Source organism: Halomonas sp. V046 (assembly GCF_052645355.1).
The window spans coordinates 329,997-352,860 of the sequence record NZ_JBQXYF010000004.1 but is presented as its reverse complement, the minus strand read 5'-3'; the positions used below and the strand labels follow the sequence as shown (position 1 = coordinate 352,860).

Genomic DNA, 22,864 nt, shown 5'->3' with positions numbered 1-22,864 from the left:
CAGGAGGCCCCAATGACCCAGCCCGTTCTCAGCCTCAAGGGACTCTCCGTCGCCCTGCCCAAGGGCGCCGACCGTGACCTCGCGGTATCCGACGTCAGCTACGATGTGCACGCCGGCGAAATCCTCTGCGTGGTCGGGGAATCCGGCTCGGGCAAGTCCATGGCCGCCAATGCGGTGATGGGCCTGTTGCCCAAGGGCGTGCGCCCCGTGGCCGGCGAGGCGCTGTTCGAGGGCGAAGACCTGTTGCGCGTCACCGAGGCCCGTCATCGGCAACTGCGTGGACTCAAGATCAGCATGATCTTCCAGGAGCCGATGACCGCCTTGAACCCGCTGATGCGGGTCGGCGACCAGATCGCCGAGGTGTTCGAGGCCCACGCCAAGCTCAAGGGCGCCGAACGCCAGAGCCGGGCCCTGGAGCTTCTGATCGAAGTCGGCCTGCCCGAGCCCGAGCGCGCGATTCGTGCCTACCCGTTCGAGCTATCCGGTGGCCAGCGCCAGCGGGTGATGATCGCCATGGCGCTGGCGCTGGAGCCGACGCTGTTGATCGCCGACGAGCCCACCACCGCCCTCGACGTGACCACTCAAGCCCAGATCCTCGACCTGATCCGGGACATTCAGGCCCGTCACGGCATGGCGGTAATGTTCATCACCCACGACTTCGGCGTGGTCGCCGAGATCGCCAACCGCGTCTGCGTGATGCGCCACGGCGAGATCGTCGAACTCGGCCGCCGCGATGAGGTGCTCGACCACCCGCGCCACGCCTACACCCGGGCCTTGATCGACGCCATCCCAAGCGATGCCATACCGCCGCCCCGTGAGGCACGCCAAGACGTCCCCCTGCTCGAGGTCACCCACCTCGATCGCGTGTTCCGCTCCCGCGGCGGCTGGTTCAAGCCGACCCGGGAGGTGCGCGCGCTGGATGACGTCTCGTTCACCCTGGCTCGGGGCGAAACCATCGGCATCGTCGGTGAGTCCGGCTCCGGCAAGTCGACGCTGGGACGCTGCATCGTGCGCCTGGAGCGTCCGGACAGCGGCGAGATAACGCTCGACGGCATCAACCTGTCCGCCCTCAGCGGGGACGCCCTGCGCCGCGAACGTCACCGCGTGCAGATGGTCTTTCAAGACCCCTACGCCTCACTCAACCCCCGCACCCGGGTCGGCATGGCCATCGCCCAGGGGCCGATCGCCAATGGCACGCCACGCGCGAAAGCGCTCGAGAAGGCCGTTGAGCTACTGGCGCTGGTCGGCCTGCCCGACACCGCCGATCGCTTTCCCCACGAGTTTTCCGGTGGCCAGCGCCAGCGCATCGGCATCGCCCGAGCACTGGCGCTGAACCCGGAGTTGATCGTCGCCGACGAAGCGGTCTCGGCGCTCGACGTCTCGATCCAGGCCCAGGTGCTTGAGCTCCTCGAGGACTTGAAGCAACGCTTCTCGCTGTCGCTGTTGTTCATCACTCATGACCTGCGGGTCGCCGCGCAGGTGTGTGATCGCATCATCGTCATGCAGAAGGGCAAGATCGTCGAGCAGGGCCGCGCCGAAGACGTGTTTACGCGCCCCCAGGCGGCCTACACAAAGCAACTGCTGGCGGCTATTCCGGGGCGCCGTTGCGCCGATGGGGGCGGCAGCCCAAGCATGGATCCCGGCACGGGCGGTCAGGGCGATGCACCGCATAGGCTCCCTGATCCCCCCCTAGCCGATGGCTACACGGGGGCCGGCTCATGAGTGACGACCTGACGGCCCTGCTCCCTCGGCTTGCGGACATCGTCGGCCAACGCAACGTGCTGACAGGCGCGGACGTCGCCGCTCGCCAGGTCGACTGGCTAAGCGGCGCCGCCTGTCGCGCCGGCGCCATCGTGCGCCCGGGCTGCACCGAGGAAGTCTCGCGGGTGATGCAGCTGTGCTTCGAGGCGCGCCAACCCATCGTCACCCACGGCGGCCTGACCGGCCTCGTCCACGGCGCCGAGGCCGACCCCGGCGAGCTCGCCCTGTCGCTTGAGCGTCTCACGACGATCGAAGACGTGGACCCATTAGGGTCCACCCTGACCGCCGAGGCCGGCGTACCGCTGGAGCGCATTCAACAGGCGGCTGAGGACGTCGGGCTGTATTTTCCGCTGGACCTGGGGGCCCGCGGCAGCTGCACCCTGGGCGGCAACATCGCCACCAATGCCGGCGGCAATCGCGTCATCCGCTACGGCATGATGCGCCAGCAAGTCCTCGGACTTGAGGCCGTGCTGGCCGATGGCACGGTGATCGGTTCACTCAGCCCCATGCTCAAGAACAATGCCGGTTATGATCTGAAGCAATTGTTCATCGGCAGCGAAGGAACGCTCGGTATCGTCACCCGGGCGGTAGTAAGGCTGCAGCCGGCCCCCAGCGACACCCGCACTGCGCTGGTCGCTTGCCCGGACTTTGACGCCTTGAGCGGCCTGCTTGCCCATCTAGGGCGCACCCTCGGCGGCGGCCTGGCCGCGTTTGAAGCCATGTGGCGCAACCACTATCGACTGATCGCCCATGACAGCGGCCGCCACCGCCCGCCGCTGGACGCCGACACCTCACACTACGCCCTGGTGGAGTCCATCGGCGTTGACCCCGAGGCGCATGAAGCAAGCTTTTCGGCGGCGCTGGAAAGTGCCTTCGAGGCCGGGCTGATCGAGGACGCCGTGATCAGCCAATCCGCCGTCCAGCGTGACGCGCTATGGGAAATACGCGACGATATCGAGTCCCTGGTGACGGCATTGGCACCGCTGCAGGCCTTCGACGTCAGCCTGCCCATCAGCGCCATGCAAGGTTACGTCGAAAGCGTCGAGAGCAGCCTCACCCAGCGCTGGCCCGATGCCCGAATCGCCGTGTTCGGCCACCTCGGCGACGGCAACCTGCATATTTCTGTGGGCGTCGGCGATGACTCCGCGCAAGCACGCCAAGCGGTCGAGGCGTGTCTGTACCACCCGCTAGCCGAGCTCAAGGGATCGATTTCCGCCGAGCACGGCATCGGGCTCGAGAAGCGTGACTGGCTCCACATCTCTCGCACGCCAGAGGAGATCGCGCTGATGACAAGCCTGAAGCACACCCTGGACCCGCGAGGCCTGTTGAACCGCAACAAGGTGGTGCCCTGGCGCAATCCTGGATAAACGACCAGAAGCGCCAGTCGAGCCACGACCGAAAGGCCATCGTTATCTTCATGCAGGAGAAGTGACATGAAAAGCGCCACGACCAGCACACCAGACAGCATCACCACCACCGCCCCACAGGCCGACCATCGCGATGCCTGGGAGCGCCTCTACCGCGGCTATGCCGACTACTACCAGATGGCGATGACCGATGAAGGGCTCGCCACCGTATGGGGGTGGATCCACGACGACGCCGAGCCCTTTCACTGCCGGCTGGCGCTGAGCGCCTCCGGCGAACCGGTCGGCCTGGCGCACTTTCGCCCCATGCCCTCTCCACTACGCGGCACCCGCGTCGGCTTTCTCGATGATCTGTTCGTCGACCCGGTCTACCGTGGCAGCGGCGCCGTCGAGGCCCTGTTCGACGCCCTCAAGCAGGAAGCCAAGCGCCAGGGCTGGCCGCTGGTGCGCTGGATCACCCGGGAAGACAACTACCGTGGCCGTGCGGTGTACGACAAGCTCGCCATGCACACCAACTGGCAGACCTACGAGTTGAAGCTCTAGCGCTTCCCGAGTGCGAGAAGCTGACCGCAAGCCGAGACCTGGTGGCGGCTGCAAGGCCCCAAGGCCGCAAGACCAAAAGACCGAAAGGCCCATACCAGGTGCGTTGCAAACCCGGGCGTCCGCTTCTCGCCACCACCGCGAGCCCTGACTGCGAAACGAGAACGGCGTCATGTACTCCCTCACGCCCTCTCCTGCACATCCTCACCCGCTACCGACCGAGTTCACTATGCCGCTGATTCCGCCCCATCTTCGCTCCCCTGGCCCCGACAACCCCTTTCCCGGCATCTGGGTACTCAAGCGGCGCCTGGGCCAGGAGATTCCCCATCGCCTCGGCTCCAACGAAGGCCTCGACATGCCCCACCGGGCCCTGCGCGAGCATTTCGGCGACGCCATGGTCGAGCACGTCTACTGCTACGGCGATGCCGAGGCCCTGGGGGTGCGCGAGCGATTGAGCAAGACCCAAGGGTTCGACCTTGACAGCCTGCTCGTCGATGCCGGCTGCGATAGCCTGCTGGCGCTGGTGCTGCGGGCCACCGCACCGACCGGCAGCACCGTGGTCAGCTCCGCTGGCACCTACCCCACCTTCGGCTACTTCGCAAAGGGCCAGGGCTGCCGGTTGATCGAAGTGGACTACGAGGAAACCGCCGAGCACCTGGCACCGGACATCGATGCCCTGATTCGCGCGGCCCACGACGAACAGGCCCAACTGGTGTATCTGGCCAACCCCGACAACCCCACCGGCTACGTCCACCCCAAGCAAAGCGTCGAGCGCCTGCGGCGTGAACTGCCACAGGACTGCTGGCTACTGCTCGACGAGGCCTATCACGACTTCCGCGATGATGCCGCCGACCCCGCGTTCGCCCGAGCCCTGCCCGGCGTGATTCGCTGTCGCACCATGTCCAAGGCCCATGGGCTGGCTGGCCTGCGTATCGGCTACGCCATCGCCGAGCCCGAAGTCATCGAGTTGCTGATGAAGGTGCGCATTCACTACGCCGTCTCGACCCTGACCCTGGCCGCAGCCGAAGTCGTCCTCGACGCTCCCGACGAAACCCGCACCCACATCGAAGGCGTGCTGAAGCGCCGCGACAGGCTCACCCGACACTTCCGTGAACTCGGCGCCGATGTGCTGCCAAGCGCCACCAACTTCATCGGCATCCGGCTGAAGGACGCAGACCTTGCCAAACAGGTACACGCGGACTTGCTCAACGACGGCAAGCTGATCGCCCGCCCCGCACACCCGGCCCTCGGCCACGTGCTGCGCATCACCGCCGTGGCGGATGCCTTGGAACCCGGGCGATTGGCGCGACTGGAGCGGGCGGTGACAGAGGGGCTGTGACAATGGGGCTGTGACAATGGGGCTGGAACACAGGGGCTCGACACAGGGGCGGTGTCCGCATTGAATGTCCGCTCTCGTTGCCAGGTGATAGCTCGCAACCCCCGCTGACAACAGCGGGGTATTTTATCGAGAGCCGACCGCGGGCACAGAGCCGCATAGCATACTGCATCGTCACCGCGTAACATCACCGCCAATTCACACTGGCACAGGCGACAGTAAACACCATGCACCCTACACCGCTAGTTTCCATCGTCATCCCCATGCACGGAAGATCGAAATATATCGAAGCAGCCGTAGAAAGCGCAACGAACCAGACACATCCCAACATAGAAATCATTCTAGTAGATGACAATGGCGACGGCAGTGAAGAGCAAAAAAACACCTACGGAAAAGTTTCCCACCTGCTAAACAGCCATGTTCGCTATCTCAAGAACGAACACAACAGCGGCGTGTCTTATTCGCGAAACAAGGGTGTATCCAACGCCCACGGCGAATACATAACATTCCTTGATGACGATGACATCTACTACCCAGAAAAAATCAAAACACAGCTAGAAATGATGCAGAGCCACCGTTGGGATCTCAGTATCTGCTCGTTCGATCGCTTCGATGACGACGGGCTGAGCTCACCACCTAGCGCCATCCAACCGGAGCTCACCACCGCCAGGGATCTGCTCACCAAGAAATCATCTCCTCACGCTCCCACCATCATGATAAAAAAGGAGATCTTCGAACTCTCAGGGGGGTTCCCAGTGGAGCTGGCCTATCGCGAGGATGTCACTCTAGTCGTGAGAGCATTAACTCATGGGGCTAGCATCGGCACAATACCAACACCACTATTCAACTACCGTGTTCATACAGGATTTAGGCTCTCCAAGAAACGCTTCCACTGCAAAGAACTCCATGATATATACCGAATAGTAAACCATGAGAGATCAACACTTCTTGAAACACTCTCTTCCTCTGATCGCCAGAGCATTCAACTGCGACATGACTACAAGCACCTAAACACACTATACAAAAATGGCTGCCTCATCCCATGGCAACTGTTCCGAAACGTCGCGACTCTATCATTAAAAAACCAAAGACCAACGCCCTTAGCAAAAAGCGCGTTCAAGTTCATCGTCAGCCGTCTTCGAAGGCATTCTTCTGTCTAAGGCGAGCACGAGAACATTAGAAAGCAGAATGTTCTACTATGAGCCGTGGTGATCTTTGGTGTAATAGGCGGGGGTAGGATGGCTTCCCGGCGCTCGTCAGAGTATTTCATCGGAACGTCGTCGCACCCCACATCGTTTCGATCGCTAACAGCCGCTGGGGCTTCATCTAGCTTGACAGTGGGGCCCGGTCTTCAACGGTGAGATGGCGATAGCAATGGACCATGGCAATACCATACCTGATGGGTCAGGTGTTGCACTTGGTCATTGAGCCTGCCCACTCCCCTCCACGCTCGAACGCACACAGAAAGTACATATCGTTCGGATGGGACACGAACGGCCAGATCGCCCAGGAATGGCGGGCGTAGCGCAAGTCAGTAACCCGCTGCTGCTCACTTGCGCTACGCCACACGTACTGTATTCTCACGAGTCTCGGAGCGAGCAGGCGGCGGCCAGGCGTTGGAACCCGCTATGCCGACTGCACCCTCCACAAGTTTCTTCAGTTACATCAGATCACTAACATTAGCCTGAGGCATTCAAGACCAGGCTCGAAACATCGGACGGACGTGACCCGCATGAATGAATCCACTTCCCAACTACCGCAGCATCGGCCAGAGCCTCGCCCGTATGCGGATGACGAAATTTCACTGGTCGACCTGACGCTCATTCTGGTCAAGCGCTGGAAGCTGATGACGGGGGTGTTTCTGGCGATTGTCCTCATCGCGCTGATCTTCGCGTTCTCGATGGGACGAAGCTACGAGTACGTTTCGATCTATCGAGTGGCTGAACAGGCGGAAGGCAATGATGTCGGCACACTGGAGAATCCCGCGAACATTGTCGCCCGCATCGATAGCTATTATGCCGACCTCGCTACCCGGCAAGTATTGGAAGAGGAAGGCAGCCAAACACTCGGTTTCGAATTAAGCGCCGAGTCACCGGAGAACACGAAGTTCGTCAACCTCACCTCAGAGGCCAGCGAAGACGATGCCGAGCGCGTCAAAGGGCTGCACGACATCATTCTCAACGCGGTATTGGAAGATCAGGACGCCCTGCTCGAACAGCGACGCACCTCCCTGGAAAGCCAGTTGGAGAGCACCAAGGAGGCACTGGAGACGGCCAAGCAGTCTTCCACTCCTTATGGCACCGATCTCGTGGCTACCTACGGACAGCAAGTGATCCGCCTCGAGCAACAGATCAGTTACCTGCATGAGGGCGAAATAGAGCGTGTTGCAACCCAAAGCATACAGCCTGCCGGCACGAGCAAGGCGCTGATCCTCGCACTCGCTATCGTGCTTGGTGGCATGCTCGCCGTCATCGCCGCCTTCATGATGGAGTTTGCTTCGGCAGTGTGCCGCAAGCTCAAGAGCGACTAACCGTCATGGGCGAGACGACGTGGCCGACTCTTCGCAAGCGGTGCACTCGGTCACGCCCAACATTGCCTCGCCCATAGAATGCTCGCCCTAAACGCAAGATGCCCCAGGACGCCAGGCTCCTGGGGCATCTTCGTTTTTCGTCTATCCGACGATATGGGCTAGCGCTATGGCCGAGCTAACGCCATCAGCCCCTTGCGATATCAACTTTCTACCACGTCCACCAACGAGTCTCCGCGGCCAACGGCGTAATACATCAGTCCCGCATCGCGCACGATCTCGGGATCGTAGAGGTTTCGGCCATCGACGACGACCGGCATGGCCAGTTGGCTCTTCAGCCATGCGAAGTCTAGTGACCGAAACTCCTTCCACTCGGTACAGATCACCAGGGCATCGGCGCCCTTCACAGCTTGCACGCGATCACCGGCCAGCATCAGCCCGTCACACTCACCGTAGAGGCGCCGACACTCCTTCATCGCCTCGGGGTCATACGCCTGGACCTTGGCCCCGGCCTGCCATAGCGCCTCCATCAAGGTTCGACTGGGGGCGTCACGCATATCATCGGTATTGGGCTTGAAGGCCAGGCCCCACAAGGCGATGGTACGGCCTTGCAGGTTTCCGTCGAAGGCGTTGACAAGCTTGGTGAACAGCGTCTGCTTCTGGCGCTTGTTGACGGCCTCCACCGCGCTTAGCAGTTCGGCATCGTAATCGACGTCGCGAGCGGTCCGTTCCAGCGCTTGAACGTCCTTGGGAAAGCACGAGCCGCCATAACCACAGCCGGGATAGATGAAGTGATAGCCAATACGCGGATCACTGCCGATCCCCCGGCGCACCTGCTCAACGTCGGCGCCCAGTCGTTCGGCAAGGTTCGCGATCTCGTTCATGAAGCTGATCTTGGTGGCCAGCATGGCGTTGGCGGCGTACTTGGTCAGCTCCGCCGCCCGCACATCCATGAACATCAGCTTTTCTTGCAAACGGATGTAGGGCGAGTAGCACTCGCGCATCAGCGCCTTCACCTGATCGGAATCCGTGCCCACGATGATGCGTGCGCCGTGGGTAAAGTCCTCGATGGCCGCGCCTTCCTTTAGAAACTCAGGGTTCGAGCACACCTCGACACCCAAGCCGACACCGCGCGCCTTGAGCCGCTTCTCGACCTGGGCATGTACCTTGTCTGCCGTGCCGACGGGCACGGTCGACTTGTCGACGATCACCTTGTCGTCCTGCATGTGCTCACCGATGGCGTCGGCCACCGCCAGCACATACTGCAGATCGGCACTGCCGTCTTCATCGGGTGGTGTGCCAACGGCGATGAACTGCAGCGTCGCATAGCCCACGGCCATGGCGGTGTCTGTGGTGAACTTCAGACGCCCTGCATCCACGTTTGTCTTGACCATGGATTCGAGTCCCGGCTCGTAGATCGGGATTTCACCGGCTTCGAGACGCGCAATCTTGGCCGCATCCACGTCCATGCACATCACATCGTGACCGACATCGGCCAGACAGCTACCGGTGACCAGTCCAACGTATCCCGTACCAAATATGGTGATCTTCACGTGCTCGCTCCCACTCCCTGATCAAGATGACGGCAAGGATACCAAGCCCGCCCTTAACTCACACTTAGCGTGCTGGAGCAGGCGTAGTGGCAACACCCCCGCTCCCCCCGGACTCAGACCTTGAAGTAGCACTTGTACCACTCCACGAACCTGGCGACCCCCTCATCCACGCCAATGGACGGCCGATACCCAGTTGCCGCGAGCAGCGCCTCGGTATCGGCCCAGGTGCGCGGCACATCGCCCGGCTGCATGGGCTGCATTTCCAGCTTGGCCTCTATGCCGGTGGCCCGTTCGATCGCTCGGATAAACTCCATGAGCGACACCGGGCTACCATGCCCGATGTTATAGAGGACATAGGGCGCACTGCGGGTGTCCGTGGTGACTTCGCTGGTGCCGCGCGGCTGCGGCACGGTATCCAGCACCCGGGCGATGCCTTCGACGATATCGTCGATATAGGTGAAGTCCCGGGACATGTCGCCATGATTGAACACTTCCAGTGGCTGACCTTCCAGCACGGCGCGCGTGAACTTGAACATTGCCATGTCCGGCCGGCCCCAAGGGCCGTAGACCGTGAAAAAGCGCAGCCCTGTCGTGGGCAAGTCATACAGATGGGAATAGGTATGGGCCATCAGCTCGTTGGCCTTCTTGGTGGCCGCATACAGGCTGATGGGGTGATCGACATTGTCGTCTGTGCCGAAGGGTATCTTGTCATTGGCACCGTAGACGGAGCTCGATGAGGCGTACACCAGATGCTCAACCCGGGCGTGGCGGCACCCTTCCAGCACATTCATGTGGCCCACCAGATTGGCGTCCACATAGGCATTCGGGTTTTCCAGCGAGTAACGCACCCCCGGCTGAGCCGCCAGGTGCACGACGCGGTCGAAGGCTTCACGTTCAAACAACTCGGCAACCGCCGGGCGATCGGCCAATTCCAATCGCTCAAAACGCACATCGGAGCAGTCCGCCAGGTCGTCGAGTCGTGCCTGCTTCAGCGATACATCGTAATAGTCGTTAAGATTGTCGACGCCGAGAATCTCGTGGCCCAGGCCGGAGAGGCGTCTGGCTACGGCGTGGCCAATAAAGCCCGCCATGCCGGTAATCAGCAGTTTCATGAAAAGGTCCTTGCCGGTTGCCGCGCCATTGTAACGCGTGGGGGCTCCTTCGGTGCAGTAAACTGAGCCCAGAATAGTCCACCAGCACAAGGATGGTGCGCGCTATGGTAGGCTTTTGCCGTTTTCCCCCAGCAAAAACCCGTGACGACGCCAGAGGTCGTCACGGGTCTCTTCAGGAGCCGCCCGTGAAGCATCAGCGCATCGCCTTTGTCATCGAGGATCTGTACGGCGGAGGCGCGCAAAAATCGCTGCTCTACACCGCCGATCAACTGCGCCAGCGGGGCCACGCGATCAAGGTATTCACCCTTCGCGAACGCGTCGAGCATCGCCTGCCGGAAGGGCTAGAGATCGAGAACCTGGCGGTCGTCACGCCTTTCACCAAGGCGACAAGCACCGTGCTGACCGAGAAATGGCAAGCCCGGCGAGTGAAGAAGGCGCTGCTCGCCTGGCAGCCTGAAGTCGTGATCTCCTGTTCATGTGACAAGATCACCCGTCACCTCGATCTGCCCAATCTGTACTTCTGGATCAAGTCCGACGTCTCGGCCAAGTTCAGCGATGTCGCCGAGCGCGAAAAAGCCTTCGCCAAGGTGCGCCGCTTCTATTCGGGGCGCAAGGTCATCGCCGTCTCCCAAGGGGTAAAGGAGAACCTGGAAAACATCGTCGGGCTAAACGCCGAAACGATCATCCCGATCTACAACCCTTACGAGCGTGAACCCTTTGTGGCGATGGCGGATGAGCCGCTCGATCTGCCGAAGGGCGTGGTGGCGGGTGACTACTTTCTCAGCGTTGCGGCCCTTGAGCCACGTAAACGCCACGATCGCCTACTCAGGGCCTATCGCCGCGCAATCGACAAACATGGGCTCACTACGCCCCTGCTGATCATGGGCAAGGGCAAGCCGGAGAACGAAGCCAGGGTTGCGGATCTGGTGACGGAGCTCGACCTGGGTGACAAAGTGCACCTGCTTGGCTACAACGATAACCCCTACCCCTTTATCCGCGCGGCACGAGCCATGGTCCTCACGTCCGAGGCCGAAGGCCTGCCGCGAGTACTGATCGAAGCCCTGCTCTTGCATACGCCGGTCATCAGCGTCGACTGCCCCAGCGGGCCAAAGGAGATTCTCACCCAAGAGCTTGCAGACTTCCTGCTCGAACCCGACGACGAACCAGGGCTAGCCAACGCCCTGGCGCGTATGGCGGCCGATCCCGTCAACATAGAGTCGCGCCACTACCAGCAGTTCCTCAAGGAAACCGTGCTGCCCCACTTCGAAGCTCTGCAGTAGGACCTTACTGATGAAGCTGCTCGATATCCCCTTCAACGATCGTCGCCGGCGCTACCTGGTGTTCCATGAGCGCGATCTTCCCCCGCGCCTGGCGCTGGCCAGCACCAGCACGACAGACGCCTTCGAAGCCGCTGGTTCGAGCCACTTCTACACCTCCCAGGATGGCAGGATTCTCGCCAAGGTAGTGCCGGACAAGTTCTCGACGCGTCTGGAGCCCTTCAAATGGTTGACCCGCGACTACATTGAGAAGCGCTGGCTGGCCCAGTCAGACGCGCGCAAGGAATACCTGAGCATGCGTATTCTCGCCCGGGCCGGGCTGAGAACCCCCCGCTTTCACGGCTGGGGCCTGAGCCTCAACCCCGCCAATCGCAATGGCTCGCTACTCCTCATGGAGCAGGTAAAAAACGCCGAAATGGGTGGCGAGCGTTTCGAGCGACTCGATGAGTCCGAGCGCAAGATGCTGCTTGACCAGATCGCCGACGAGGTCGTGATCTTGGCCAGGGCGGGTTACCTTCACCGAGACCTTCACCTCAACAACCTGCTGGTCAGCCCCGACAACGAGTTGATCTGGGTCGACGCTCACCTGAGACGCATGCCGCGCCGAAAAGAACACCAGTGGCCGGCCCTAGTCGCCACGCTATCGGATACCAAGCTCTACGGTGAGCGCTACCGCCTTTGGGTCGAAACCCGCGTTAAAACGCAGTGGAGCCGCTAAAAAGCGGCTCCACTGTTTCACAGGAACTTGTCAGGCCGTTGTCCGCGCCCAAGTCAGCGCTGCGCTGCCCAGGCGTAGATCAACGGACAACTACCGATCAGCCTACGTCGCCGAGGTCGAGATAGCGTTGTGTAACGAATTCCAGGCGAAAGCGATCGCAGATATCGTCCGCCACCAAAGGCGGCCTCTCGACGACCTTACGAATCGCAGAGGCAAAGGCGTCATTGTCATCCATGGCCACTAAACCCTCAGGGTAAAAATCACCCATAATCTCCGCAGGCCCACTTGGGCAGTCGACGGTAACGACCGGCGTTCCGACCGCCAAGGCCTCGGCAATAACCAGGGCAAAACCCTCATAATCGGAGCTTAGTAGCAAAGCACGCGCCCTCTTCATGTAGGCGAAGGGGTTATCGCGCGCCCCCAACATACGAACCTGTTGGCCAACGCCCATGCTCTTGGCGAGAGCCGCGACACCGGCTTGCCCGCTGCCATCCCCCACCAGCACCAAGGGAATATCAGCATCGCTGTCGCGGTAGGCGGCGAACAGGCGATCGAAGCGTTTCTGACGCTGGTCCATGCGCCCGACGAACAGCAGAAAATCTCTAGGCACATCATCGACGTCCGCCCCTGCAAGATCGCGAATGCGATCCAGGTCGAGCGGATTATGAATAGCAACAGCGGTCTTCGGCGTAATGGAAAAACGCAACTGCAGTCGCTCGAGCATGCCCTGGGACACCGTCACAATGCGGCGCTGATCATACAGTTTCCGGACCTTGCGGCGCTTTCGCCAACGACCAAGACCGCGCTTGTTGCCCAGAAATCCGGTGACAGGGTCCGCGTGCAGACAATACCAGGCAGTCTCCGACACCTTCGAGCGAGACACCACCTGGTGAGCGTGATGAAGGTGTGCCAGCACAAGATCAAAGGATGCGGACAGCGACGCCAGCGTCCGGTCCAGCAACTCAGCATGGTCCCTGTAACGCCGCCAGCGCCGAATACGGCCGCGTGCAACGTGTGGCAGCCTAATGACGTTCACTTCTTCAGGCAGTTCGTAGCGTTGACGGTCGCTGAGGATAATCAGCGTTATCTTGGCACCAGCGTGGTGCATACCGAGTATAAGATCACGGGCCACGATGGGCGCCCCACCCGAATCCAGGTGGTCGATCACGAAAAGTACGTTCATGGAGGACGGAGTCGACACTTCGCACCCTTGTAACATGGGGTAACAGAGGTCGCTATGATGACAGAAACGCCCGAGCAATACGCTCCGGGCGAAAGTCATCCAGCCACTCCTCGGCGGTCTCTGGCTTGTCTCCGGCGACCGCCTTGCGCATGCCATCGGCCAAGGAAACCTCATCGCGGCGCACGATGCAGGCGTCCAGCTCCCCTTTCAGGATCTCTCGAATACCTCCTGGACAGTCCACTGAGAGCACCGGAGTACCACAGGCAAGTGCCTCGAATAGCACAATTCCCATCCCCTCAAAGCGGGAGCTTAAGACGAAGAGCCTCGCATGGTGCATCCACGGGTACGGGTTCTGGCGGTTTCCGGCGAAGATCACCCGCTCTGAAATGCCAAGTTCCTCCACCAGCTCACCGAGCATCTCCCTCTGCTTGCCACTACCGACCAGCACCAACGGCAACGTCAGCCCGCTTCGTGCGTAGGCCCTGATCAACAGCGCCTGATCCTTGGCCGGCACCAGGCGCGCAACATTGACTATATAGGGGACGGACGGCAGGTCTGGCTCTTCCGCCAGCATCTGCCGACGAATGCTCTCGATCGGGCACGGGTTGGGAATGACCTCCAGCGAGCGCGGACGAAAGTGCCAAAGCGACTGCGCTTCCCGAATGCTCTCCGCCACCCCTTGCGATACCGCCACCAAATCACGCCGGTGATACAGACACCGAGCAAACAAGCAGCGGCGCTTGGACGCCCCCTTCATATGAAAGATGTTCTCCAACACGTAACGGGCACGCGTATCACGAAAGCTCCACACCAGCTCAAAGGTGCCAATACCACGGAAGATGATGCGATCTACCTTGCCATGCTCACGCTCGAAGTCGCGAAGCCATGACGTGAAGACACGTCCTCCCATCAGACCGGTGCCCAGAAACAGCGACCGATCGACCAGCGGATTCAGTACAAGGCGCGCAAACAGCTCGAACACGTAACCGATGCCGGTCTGGCGCGCCCGCTTCTGTAGTGGCAGGTGGTGCAGCGCAACCTCCTGCCGCTCCGGAGCTAGCGGCCGCTTCACTCGCCGGAGGCAAACCAGATGACTCTCATGCCCTGCTGCCGCAAAGGCATCGGCCAGGTTAACCGCCACTCGCTCCATTCCGCCCATCTTCAGCGAGCGCACCACCACCAGAGTCCTCAAGCCATCCCCTTATCTCTCTTGACTAGCATCACGCTCATACCATGCCGAAACAGGTGCAAAGCGGCCAAGTGGCAATGCGCCACGCTTCTCTACAAAGCGCCATTCGCCATGCATTGTTACAATGACAGAACTGACTGAGACTCCACCGTTTACAGAGAGTTCACCGGGGAACCATGAAGGACCAACGCCGTTTTCTGCTGGTGCTACGCCGAATGGGAATCGGCGGCATCGAGCAAGCCACACAGACGCTAGCCGATGCGCTCGCCACGGCCGGCCACGACGTTCATTTGCTTGTTTTAAAGGGTGAGGTCAACCGAGAGTTCCACCCGGGTGTGACACTCCATCGCCACGACGTGGATAAAGTCAGCCGAAAAGGACTCGGCCTGCTCCTCCACCTGGCCGACCGCCTTTGCTTGAGCCGTCTCATCCAGGGCTCCGGCTTCGTCTGGCGCGGAAAACGTTGCAGCGTGGCCTTCTCTGCCTTCGTCCAGGCCCTTGAAGAAGGCCAGACGCCGTTCGATATGATCCTCATCCGCGGGCAAGGCGCCTTCGAGAACCTCTGGGACTACAATGACCACCGTACATGGCGGGTGGTGGAAGCCGTGACAGGGCGCTTTCCCTGCACAGCCAAGGGCCGCTGGCTGGCTCGCGTGCTTTATCAAGGCAAAAAGGTCATCTGTGTTTCAAAAGGGGTGAAAAGTGCGCTCAACGACTACCTCAGGCGCCAAGGGGTGAACCTCGTCGACAGCCAAGTGATCTACAACGCAATTCCTATTGCTCGCATTCAGCAACTCGCTAACCGCGGCCAGCCCATGGAAATAGCTCCACCCTACTTCGTTCATGTTGCGCGCCTGGTTCCGGTCAAGAACCAACGGCGGCTGCTGTCTGCCTACCATCTTGCCGTGAATAAGGGACTGCAGCAGGACCTGGTGATCATCGGCGAAGGCTCGGAGCGCCCGGCCCTGGAGGACATGGCGCGACACCTTGGACTGGCCGCGAAAGTCCATTTTCTCGGCCAGCAAGCCAACCCCTATCCCTGGGTCAAGGACGCCGATGCTCTGGTACTCAGCTCCGACTTCGAAGGGCTTGGCATCGTCCTGCTAGAAGCGTTGGTGTTGGGGACTCCCTGCATCGCCTGCGATGTCCCGGGAGGGATCAGCGAGGTCCTGACCGGTGACCAGCGCCGTATGCTCTGCGCACCGAATGAAGAGGCACTTGCAGATAAACTGCTGGAAGCGGCAACATCGGTGCCCGACGTCAAAGACGAGTGGACTACACCATTTTCGGAAGCCAGCATCCTGCTCCGATTGATGTCTCTCGCTGACGAATCCTCGACGGAGCGACCCCATGCCCAAACGGCGTGATCACCACCTGCCACTGGCCCCTGACATAACATGCCCTGCCCTCATCAATAGCGACGGCAAACTGGTGCTTCAACCACCTGGCCGTCCCAGCGATGACAGTGGCGCTGAACACAGTCTTAAACATGGCTCTGAACATGGCCCTGAACATGGCCCTGAACATAGCCCAGTACACAGCAACGGCATCAGCGCAACGGTCCCCTCCTGCGCAGAGGAAGTGGCAAACCACACCTGGATGCTTGAAATCGTCTACCGCGCCAAGGGTCGCTGGAAGCTACCAGGCGTGGCGACCGTCGAGAACGGTAAAGAACGCTTCACGCAATACTTCGAGAGCAATGAAACCGGCACGCGGCTACTCAACCTCACAGGAGTCGGCTCGCTTACCGACATCGTGCTGGCGCCCGTCAACTGCACGGTTGAGAGTCAAGCAACACTCCACGGGTTTAGGCGTCCAAACCTGGAAGATGGGCCGATACTGATCATTGCTCCTCACCCCGATGACGCCGAGCTCGCGGCATACGGGCTGTACAGCCGCCACCCCAAGCAGACATGGATTGTCACCCTGACGGCGGGCGAGCGTCTAAAGCGACTCGACAAACAGTATCTACCCGGGCTAGACGCCACCCTTGAAGAAGGCAGCCGCAGAAAGGGTCTGATTCGCGCCTGGAACAGCGCGACGACGCCACTGCTGGCCGGCGTGCCGGCAGAACAGTTGATCATGCTTGGCTACTTCAACGACACACTGCCCAAGTTACTCGAGACACCAGACGACACGGTACCCTCTTACGGCGATCCCGCGCTAACTCCTAGAGACTTCAGGGCCTGGAACAACTTCTCACTACCGTCAGATGCAACGGCAGAGAACCGCGGCGCCGATCTTATCGAGGACCTCTCCACAATACTGTCCAAGGTAAAGCCAACGACAGTTCTCGTCACACACCCCGAAATCGACCCCCACCCCGACCATGTCGCTTCAGCCAAAGCACTAGCAAAAGCAATGTCTCACTCTAGCCATGTACCAGAACATGTGTTGCTTTACGCCAATCACTTGAAAGGCGCGAGGGGCTTTCCTAACGGCCCTGCGCACGCTGCTGCCGGGGTGTGGCCTACAAGCCAAAGGACGTCCCAAATGCCGTCGTGGGGGCTACATAGTGAGTCACTTAGCCTTGAGGCTCAAAAAGGCAAAGCGCTCTCTCTCGACTCAATGCATGACCTACGAGGAAAGAAGAGCCTCGAAAGGCAGCTAAAATGCTGGCTGAGGCGAAAAAAAAGCGCCCTGGAATCGGGCGCTTGGAAGGACTACGCTGATCACGATTTTTTTCAGACCCATATCAAGGCCCATGAAAACTTCGTCGTCATCAACGGAAAACGTTTCTTAGCCGGAGTTTCTCACTGACTCTTAGGGGTCGCCGAACGCCTGCCAAAAACGCGCTGGCCTGATTCCACCTGCCAGCGCCAGATATGCGTCACCACCCCACCTAAAATCAGGTTCTGTATATATGACCCTGTCCAAAAGAACCCATAAGACTCGAACTGGCTAACAATTACATAGAACACGCAAAACATATAGCCAAACACCATCATGTCCGTTGGCATGACACCGGCACGCCATGATCGCCAGGTCCCGACACCAACCCACACGATCAACGCAGCGATAACAGAAATTCCAAGAAATCCGTAACTCACCGCAAAATCTAAAAATGTATTATGAAGATGCCCGAACTCTTTCTTGATATTTTCGGGCAGCCATTCTGTTTCATCAATAACCAACCCACGAGCTTCGCCGCCCCAGCCGATCAGCGGCCGCTCATTTATCCACTCCAAACCTGCTCGCCAAGTGTGAATACGTGTACCAACGCTGCTATAAGGCACCTCATCCCAGTCGCCAGATAACACACTTTCAATGACTGGCACCTCTGCCTCCAAACGAGAGTTCAATGTGTCCTTGAACACCCAACCCGTGAATACAAAAACGGCTACGGCACCTAACACGAGTATATGCTTGCTTCGTCTACCGCTTCCTCGCCTGTAGCCAAATACCGCGGATACTATGTGTAATAGAAGAATCAACACAAAGACCAAGCTAAGAGCGAGCCACACGGCGCGGGTTTGTGAAATCACAACGCCAACTAGGCATAGCCCTGTTGGTATAGCCCAAAGCAACACGCGCCCCCAAACCCAACGGCCATCGCCAATAATTCGCGGAGCAAAGCACAGCAACCCAAGAAGGGCTGTACCAAAAAACATCGCCACATGTTGTGCATTACGTATATTGAAATCCACACGATGACCATCTAGCCCACGAAGCCAGTCAGCCCCGGCACCGCCGGCGATAAAGCAAGCCAAGAGAAACCCGGCCAAAGCAAGGCTCCATATAGCCAAAGATTTCGAAGTACTTCCCCCTAACCACCAAGCAACACCAATAAATAGAAACCATTTCCCTAATCTGTCCAACTCTGGGGTGTCAGCAACCCATTCCGGATTATTAAAGTACCCGAACAACCAGCTCAAAAGTTGAGAAACAATAGCGAAAAGCAAAAGCCAAAGAGGTGCCGACCCGCGCACCACCTTGCTTTGAAAGAAAATCATAATTAACGCCAGCAACGCCATTATGGTCCCAGCACGCTGGCCAATATCGGGAAGGAGAACCCTTAAAGCACCATAGCTAAACGCTAAAAAACTTCCAGCAATTAAAAGTATTACAAAAAACCCACTCCTGCCAGAATCTTCAGAGAGAACATTTCGGGAGAAAAAAAACTCAAACATGCGTCATCTTCTTAAAATAAGACCATCAACATATCAAACAGCTTCCGACTCGGAACAATGCGGAGGCCCGCAATACATTGAGACTCGATTCACGAATAGCCATTGGGATTATTTTTTTGCCAGCGCCAGGTATCTTCAACCATATCGCTCAGGCAGTGCCCAGCTTTCCAACCTAGTTCATCCAGCGCCTTGCTCGGGTCAGCCCAACATTCAGCAACATCCCCATCTCTCCTTCCAGCGATAACATATGGGACGTCCTTCCCTGTTACCTTCTTGAAAGTCTCGATCATGTCAAGCACTGAGTAACCACGGCCTGTGCCTAAATTCCAAACATGAACACCCGGTTTTCTTGAAATGGCTCGCATTGCAAGTACATGGCCTTCGACAAGATCCTCTACATGAATGTAGTCACGCACGCCGGTTCCATCGGGCGTGGGATAATCATTCCCATAGATCGTCAAGGCTTCACGACGCCCGACGACGACTTGAGATATAAAGGGAACAAGATTGTTTGGAATACCAAAAGGATCCTCGCCGATCTTTCCGCTCACATGAGCCCCTACCGGATTGAAATATCTCAACAAGGCGATTGACCACTGAGAGTCTGCTGCGGCCAAATCCTTCAGAACTTCCTCTACCATTAGCTTGCTACGGCCATAGGGATTTGTCGGCTGTCCTGTTGGAACGCCCTCATGAATTGGCATTGAAGCAGGATCGCCATAAACGGTGGCCGAAGAACTAAAAACAAGCCGCCGAACTCCTGCAGTGTTCATTGCCTCGCACAGAGCCAATGTTCCACTGACATTATTATCATAATATTTCAAAGGCTCAAGCACGCTTTCGCCAACCGATTTCAATCCAGCAAAATGCAAGACTTCGGAAACTTCATGGCGCCCAAACACACTATCTAAAAAATCGCGATCTCGAATGTCGCCATCATAAAAAACAACTGATTTTTTCGCGATCTGTTCTACACGACGAACCGACTCGCGGGAAGAATTGCTTAGGTTATCAATAACGATGACATCGTAACCATTCACAAGCAATGACAGCACCATATGCGAGCCAATATAACCGGCACCACCGGTTACGAGAATAGCCATAGACCTCTCCTCTTACTTCGGAAAAATGGTTAGATATTTACCTGGAACCAAAGCCAGTTAAAATGGTTTTTACCGTCTTAAAAACAATAAGTATATCCAACCAAAACGAGAAATGTTTTATATAATAAAAATCATGCTGAATTTTAACTTTAGTATCTTCAGCGTCTCCCGCATACCCCTGTACGACCTGAGCCCATCCGGTGATACCAGGCTTCACCACATGGCGATAAATATAAAAAGGTATTTCTGTGTCAAACTGTTCTACAAATGCACGCTGCTCAGGACGCGGACCGATGAGACTCATATCTCCTATCAAGACATTGAAGAATTGCGGGAGCTCATCCAGGCGGGTTTTTCGAATAACCCTCCCGACCCTGGTGATTCTCATATCGCCAGACTGAGCCAATTTCGCACCACCGGACTCCGAGTCCTGACACATACTCCGAAACTTGTAAATCCTATAATCTTTATTTCCTTGACCAACCCGATTCTGAACAAACAAGGCAGGCCCAGGACTATCAACTTTCACTGCTAGAGCAGTGAGTAACATTATTGGAGCCACAAACGGCGCCAATAGCAATACAGCGACAACATCAACACCGCGCTTCACAAAACTGTACATTCCAGAAGGAAGAAGTGATCCGAAGTCATTTTCCGCCAAGTGATCAACCTTAACCCGTCCCGTCACAGACTCACTTATCTGCTTTATGTGGTACACAGGAATGTGACAGAGTGTGCACCTAGCAAGAAAACGCTCCCACTCCGGCGACAGTTCGTCTGATCGCAAATCAGCTACAATACCATCAAAACGGACACCCTCTAGGTCAGGTTTCTTTAAAAACCGAAACTCACTAACTCCTGAAGACTTAAAGCCTAGTGCCTCTCCTACAGGCACTACCGCCATCTTGATATTCCTGTACCTTCGGCCAAGAAAATAGCCGACAAAACACCACGCTACCGTTAAGAGGAAGCCAAAAAAGAGAACCTGACGCGAGTAGCCTTCTCGTGTAAAAAATAGTACAGCAATTGCAAAAAGAAAGACACTCGTTATCGTTGGAAGTATATAAGATACAATATGCGCGCCGGGAAACCTCAACAATCTACGCTGAGTCAGAACGATAGCTATGAAAGACAGTCCAATCGCTAATAGCGTGTTTATTCTTACCTCGTCGAGGTATAGCCAGAACCCCCACCCCCACCGTTCCAGCGCAGGCAACGCTACCACTAAAAACAATCCAACCAAGAGTTGAAGAGGCAACGCTAAAATAGCTTTTTCATACCATTTAGAATGGCGTCTTTCATAGGGATATGTCACGCACACGTCCTTTAAAAAAAACGGATATAATAAAATCTGAACCGTTCTACTTTTCTCGCGAACTCGTTGGTTTAATCAAGCCGTCCTATGGTTCTCACTTTGTCACTCAAAAAGCAGCGCTGCTGACTCGAGCGGCAACGCCTCGCCTCCCCCCAACGGAGCTGCCAGTGATTGAACCAGCCCATGCCCAAGGGGCGGGCTCAATGACTGCACGCCACGTCAACGGCCTACCCAGCCGAATTAATTGGATATTGGACAACCCCCATCAGTGTCTCGGCGAGCACCCTGCTAGCACGCAATTCTACTGATCTTTGGTGATCTTGCCACCCAACCTGAACCACGACCTACCGCATTTGTCCGACAATTGCCAACTGAGGATCCCCACGATCACGCTAGCTGGAGGGCGGTCTCAATGACCAAGTGCAACACCAACAGCTGGTCGATGCACCCCGTGTAATGCCCCCTAGTTTCTGTACATCCTAGGCCGCTAATGCCGGGTGTGCTCTGGGTGCCACATAGCCCAAGGACTGATGTGGTCGCTCTTCGTTGTAGTACCGTTGCATTCTTCCTTCAAGGATCGGAAAAAGCGCTCGACGAGCCCGTTTGGCTCTGGGGTGTAGGGCGTCGTGAACTCCTGGGTGAGACCGTAGGCCTCCACCGTTGTCGTGTAGTGGCGGCTGCTGAAAACGAGGCCATTATCGGTGCGCAAGGCCAGCGGTTGATGAATACGGCCCAGTGCGCGGAACCTGTGCACCAGGGCTTCTTACCAGTGCCGCTTCAGCGGTCTTGCTGCTGCCGTTGTCCGATAATTGCCAGCCGAGGACCTCCCGTGTGCAGCAGTCGATGATCACTACCAGACTGGCCCGCCGATCTTCGCCGCACCACACATGCGTCAGATCGGTGGCCCAGCGCTCATCCGGGCGTGAGGCGACGGACGGCAGGCTTCTGGCACGAGGTCGGAAGCCTTGAGGCCGCTTGCGCACCTGCCAGCCCTTCAGCTGGAGGATGCGCTGAATCGGCTTGCGGTTCTCACTCAGCACGCACGCCAGGCGGCGATAGCTATAGGTGGGAAACCGCTCCAGAGCCAGTTTCACACTCGCTGCCAGGTCGGCGTTGATCACACGGGGTCGCGGCTTGGGCCGGTAATAGACCGTCCTGCGAGGAAGGCCCAGCCACTGGCACAGCTTGGAAAGTGATACCACATGGCCCTCGTGGGCCAGTTCCGCCTGCAGCGACCTTACGAGTTCTCGTCCTCGTCGAGCAGGCGGCGAAACTTTTTTATGCGTAGATCTGCAGATGGGCCTCGCCCAGCGCCTCCTTGGCTTCCCGCAGCTCGGACTCATACTGCTCGCGGATATCCTTGGGGCGGGCCCTGAACCCGTTCTCCATGCTGCGCTGGGCTTCATCAATCCAGCCTTCGACCTCAGAGACGGTGAGGTCATGCTGGCGAGCACCTCAGCGATGGTGATCTTTCCCTTGAAGACGTCCATGACCATGGCGGCCTTGCGCTTCGCAGTCCAGCGTTTGACGGTGGGTTCGTTGCTCATCTCATTCTCCTGATCGCTGCACTATAGCCTGTGCAGCTCTGGAGGAGGTCACTTCAGGTCTTCAACAGTGAGATGGTGGTAACAATGGGGCATGGCAACACCATACCTGATGGATCAGGCGTCGCACTTGGTCATTGAGACCGCCCCTTCTGATGAATGCACTATAGCCTTTGCAGCTCTGAGGAGGGTCATTTTATCCCGATCATGAG

The 22,864-nt window shown here is 58.2% G+C and carries 19 protein-coding genes; 10 read left to right on the top strand and 9 right to left on the bottom strand.

The features are described from left to right. Positions 1-12: 12 nt before the first annotated feature. The 6 genes from ACUN9Y_RS07520 (at position 13) to ACUN9Y_RS07495 (ending at position 7,531) form a co-directional block, all read left to right on the top strand. On the top strand, positions 13-1,722 hold the full coding sequence (locus ACUN9Y_RS07520; RefSeq protein ID WP_445460060.1) for an ABC transporter ATP-binding protein: 1,710 nt from the start codon (positions 13-15) through the stop codon (positions 1,720-1,722). Further along, positions 1,719-3,128, top strand: a complete 1,410-nt coding sequence (locus tag ACUN9Y_RS07515; RefSeq protein ID WP_445460059.1) for an FAD-binding oxidoreductase — start codon at positions 1,719-1,721, stop codon at positions 3,126-3,128. Before ACUN9Y_RS07520 ends, ACUN9Y_RS07515 begins: the two co-directional genes overlap by 4 nt. 66 nt (positions 3,129-3,194) lie before the next feature. After that, positions 3,195-3,668 (top strand): GNAT family N-acetyltransferase, encoded by a 474-nt coding sequence (locus tag ACUN9Y_RS07510; RefSeq protein WP_445460058.1) that lies wholly within the window; start codon positions 3,195-3,197, stop codon positions 3,666-3,668. Positions 3,669-3,894: 226 nt separating this feature from the next. Beyond that, on the top strand, positions 3,895-5,004 hold the full coding sequence (locus ACUN9Y_RS07505; RefSeq protein ID WP_445460093.1) for a pyridoxal phosphate-dependent aminotransferase: 1,110 nt from the start codon (positions 3,895-3,897) through the stop codon (positions 5,002-5,004). A 224-nt stretch (positions 5,005-5,228) separates the two neighbouring features. Further along, positions 5,229-6,161: a glycosyltransferase family 2 protein gene (locus tag ACUN9Y_RS07500; RefSeq protein WP_445460057.1), complete on the top strand. Its 933-nt coding sequence runs from the start codon at positions 5,229-5,231 to the stop codon at positions 6,159-6,161. 572 nt (positions 6,162-6,733) lie between these two features. Further along, positions 6,734-7,531, top strand: a complete 798-nt coding sequence (locus tag ACUN9Y_RS07495; RefSeq protein WP_445460056.1) for a Wzz/FepE/Etk N-terminal domain-containing protein — start codon at positions 6,734-6,736, stop codon at positions 7,529-7,531. A 200-nt stretch (positions 7,532-7,731) separates the two neighbouring features. Here ACUN9Y_RS07495 and ACUN9Y_RS07490 read toward each other — a convergent pair whose 3' ends face one another. Together ACUN9Y_RS07490 and ACUN9Y_RS07485 are read right to left on the bottom strand one after the other, a co-directional pair. Then, the gene (locus ACUN9Y_RS07490; RefSeq protein WP_445460055.1) at positions 7,732-9,081 is read right to left on the bottom strand and encodes a UDP-glucose dehydrogenase family protein; all 1,350 of its coding nucleotides are present in this window, start codon (positions 9,079-9,081) and stop codon (positions 7,732-7,734) included. 113 nt (positions 9,082-9,194) lie between these two features. Beyond that, the gene (locus ACUN9Y_RS07485) at positions 9,195-10,193 is read right to left on the bottom strand and encodes an NAD-dependent epimerase (protein ID WP_445460054.1); all 999 of its coding nucleotides are present in this window, start codon (positions 10,191-10,193) and stop codon (positions 9,195-9,197) included. Between the two features lie 185 nt (positions 10,194-10,378). Here ACUN9Y_RS07485 and ACUN9Y_RS07480 point away from each other — a divergent pair, with 185 nt between their 5' ends. Then, positions 10,379-11,473, top strand: a complete 1,095-nt coding sequence (locus ACUN9Y_RS07480) for a glycosyltransferase (protein WP_445460053.1) — start codon at positions 10,379-10,381, stop codon at positions 11,471-11,473. Positions 11,474-11,483: 10 nt separating this feature from the next. Then, positions 11,484-12,188, top strand: coding sequence for a lipopolysaccharide kinase InaA family protein (locus tag ACUN9Y_RS07475; RefSeq protein ID WP_445460052.1), 705 nt, complete (start codon positions 11,484-11,486; stop codon positions 12,186-12,188). Between the two features lie 97 nt (positions 12,189-12,285). On the opposite strand, the gene ACUN9Y_RS07470 is transcribed toward ACUN9Y_RS07475, so the two are convergent. Beyond that, complete coding sequence (locus ACUN9Y_RS07470; RefSeq protein ID WP_445460051.1) at positions 12,286-13,371, bottom strand: glycosyltransferase; 1,086 nt, start codon at positions 13,369-13,371, stop codon at positions 12,286-12,288. A gap of 52 nt (positions 13,372-13,423) precedes the next feature. Then, positions 13,424-14,548: a glycosyltransferase gene (locus ACUN9Y_RS07465; RefSeq protein ID WP_445460050.1), complete on the bottom strand. Its 1,125-nt coding sequence runs from the start codon at positions 14,546-14,548 to the stop codon at positions 13,424-13,426. A 188-nt stretch (positions 14,549-14,736) separates the two neighbouring features. On the opposite strand from ACUN9Y_RS07465, the gene ACUN9Y_RS07460 reads away from it, so the two are divergent. Together ACUN9Y_RS07460 and ACUN9Y_RS07455 are read left to right on the top strand one after the other, a co-directional pair. After that, complete coding sequence (locus ACUN9Y_RS07460) at positions 14,737-15,927, top strand: glycosyltransferase (protein ID WP_445460049.1); 1,191 nt, start codon at positions 14,737-14,739, stop codon at positions 15,925-15,927. Next, positions 15,911-17,320, top strand: a complete 1,410-nt coding sequence (locus ACUN9Y_RS07455) for a PIG-L deacetylase family protein (protein ID WP_445460048.1) — start codon at positions 15,911-15,913, stop codon at positions 17,318-17,320. The genes ACUN9Y_RS07460 and ACUN9Y_RS07455 overlap by 17 nt, the downstream gene beginning before the upstream one ends. Here the strand turns inward: ACUN9Y_RS07455 and ACUN9Y_RS07450 are convergent. From ACUN9Y_RS07450 to ACUN9Y_RS07430, 5 genes are all read right to left on the bottom strand, one after another. Continuing rightward, positions 17,314-18,690, bottom strand: coding sequence for an O-antigen ligase family protein (locus ACUN9Y_RS07450; protein ID WP_445460047.1), 1,377 nt, complete (start codon positions 18,688-18,690; stop codon positions 17,314-17,316). The genes ACUN9Y_RS07455 and ACUN9Y_RS07450 overlap by 7 nt on opposite strands. An 89-nt stretch (positions 18,691-18,779) precedes the next feature. Further along, complete coding sequence (galE, locus tag ACUN9Y_RS07445; protein WP_445460046.1) at positions 18,780-19,793, bottom strand: UDP-glucose 4-epimerase GalE; 1,014 nt, start codon at positions 19,791-19,793, stop codon at positions 18,780-18,782. A gap of 37 nt (positions 19,794-19,830) precedes the next feature. Beyond that, complete coding sequence (locus ACUN9Y_RS07440; RefSeq protein ID WP_445460045.1) at positions 19,831-21,108, bottom strand: sugar transferase; 1,278 nt, start codon at positions 21,106-21,108, stop codon at positions 19,831-19,833. Between the two features lie 487 nt (positions 21,109-21,595). Continuing rightward, positions 21,596-21,766 (bottom strand): integrase core domain-containing protein, encoded by a 171-nt coding sequence (locus ACUN9Y_RS07435; RefSeq protein WP_445460092.1) that lies wholly within the window; start codon positions 21,764-21,766, stop codon positions 21,596-21,598. 37 nt (positions 21,767-21,803) lie between these two features. After that, the gene (locus ACUN9Y_RS07430; protein ID WP_445460044.1) at positions 21,804-22,655 is read right to left on the bottom strand and encodes a DDE-type integrase/transposase/recombinase; all 852 of its coding nucleotides are present in this window, start codon (positions 22,653-22,655) and stop codon (positions 21,804-21,806) included. Positions 22,656-22,864 lie beyond the last annotated feature (209 nt).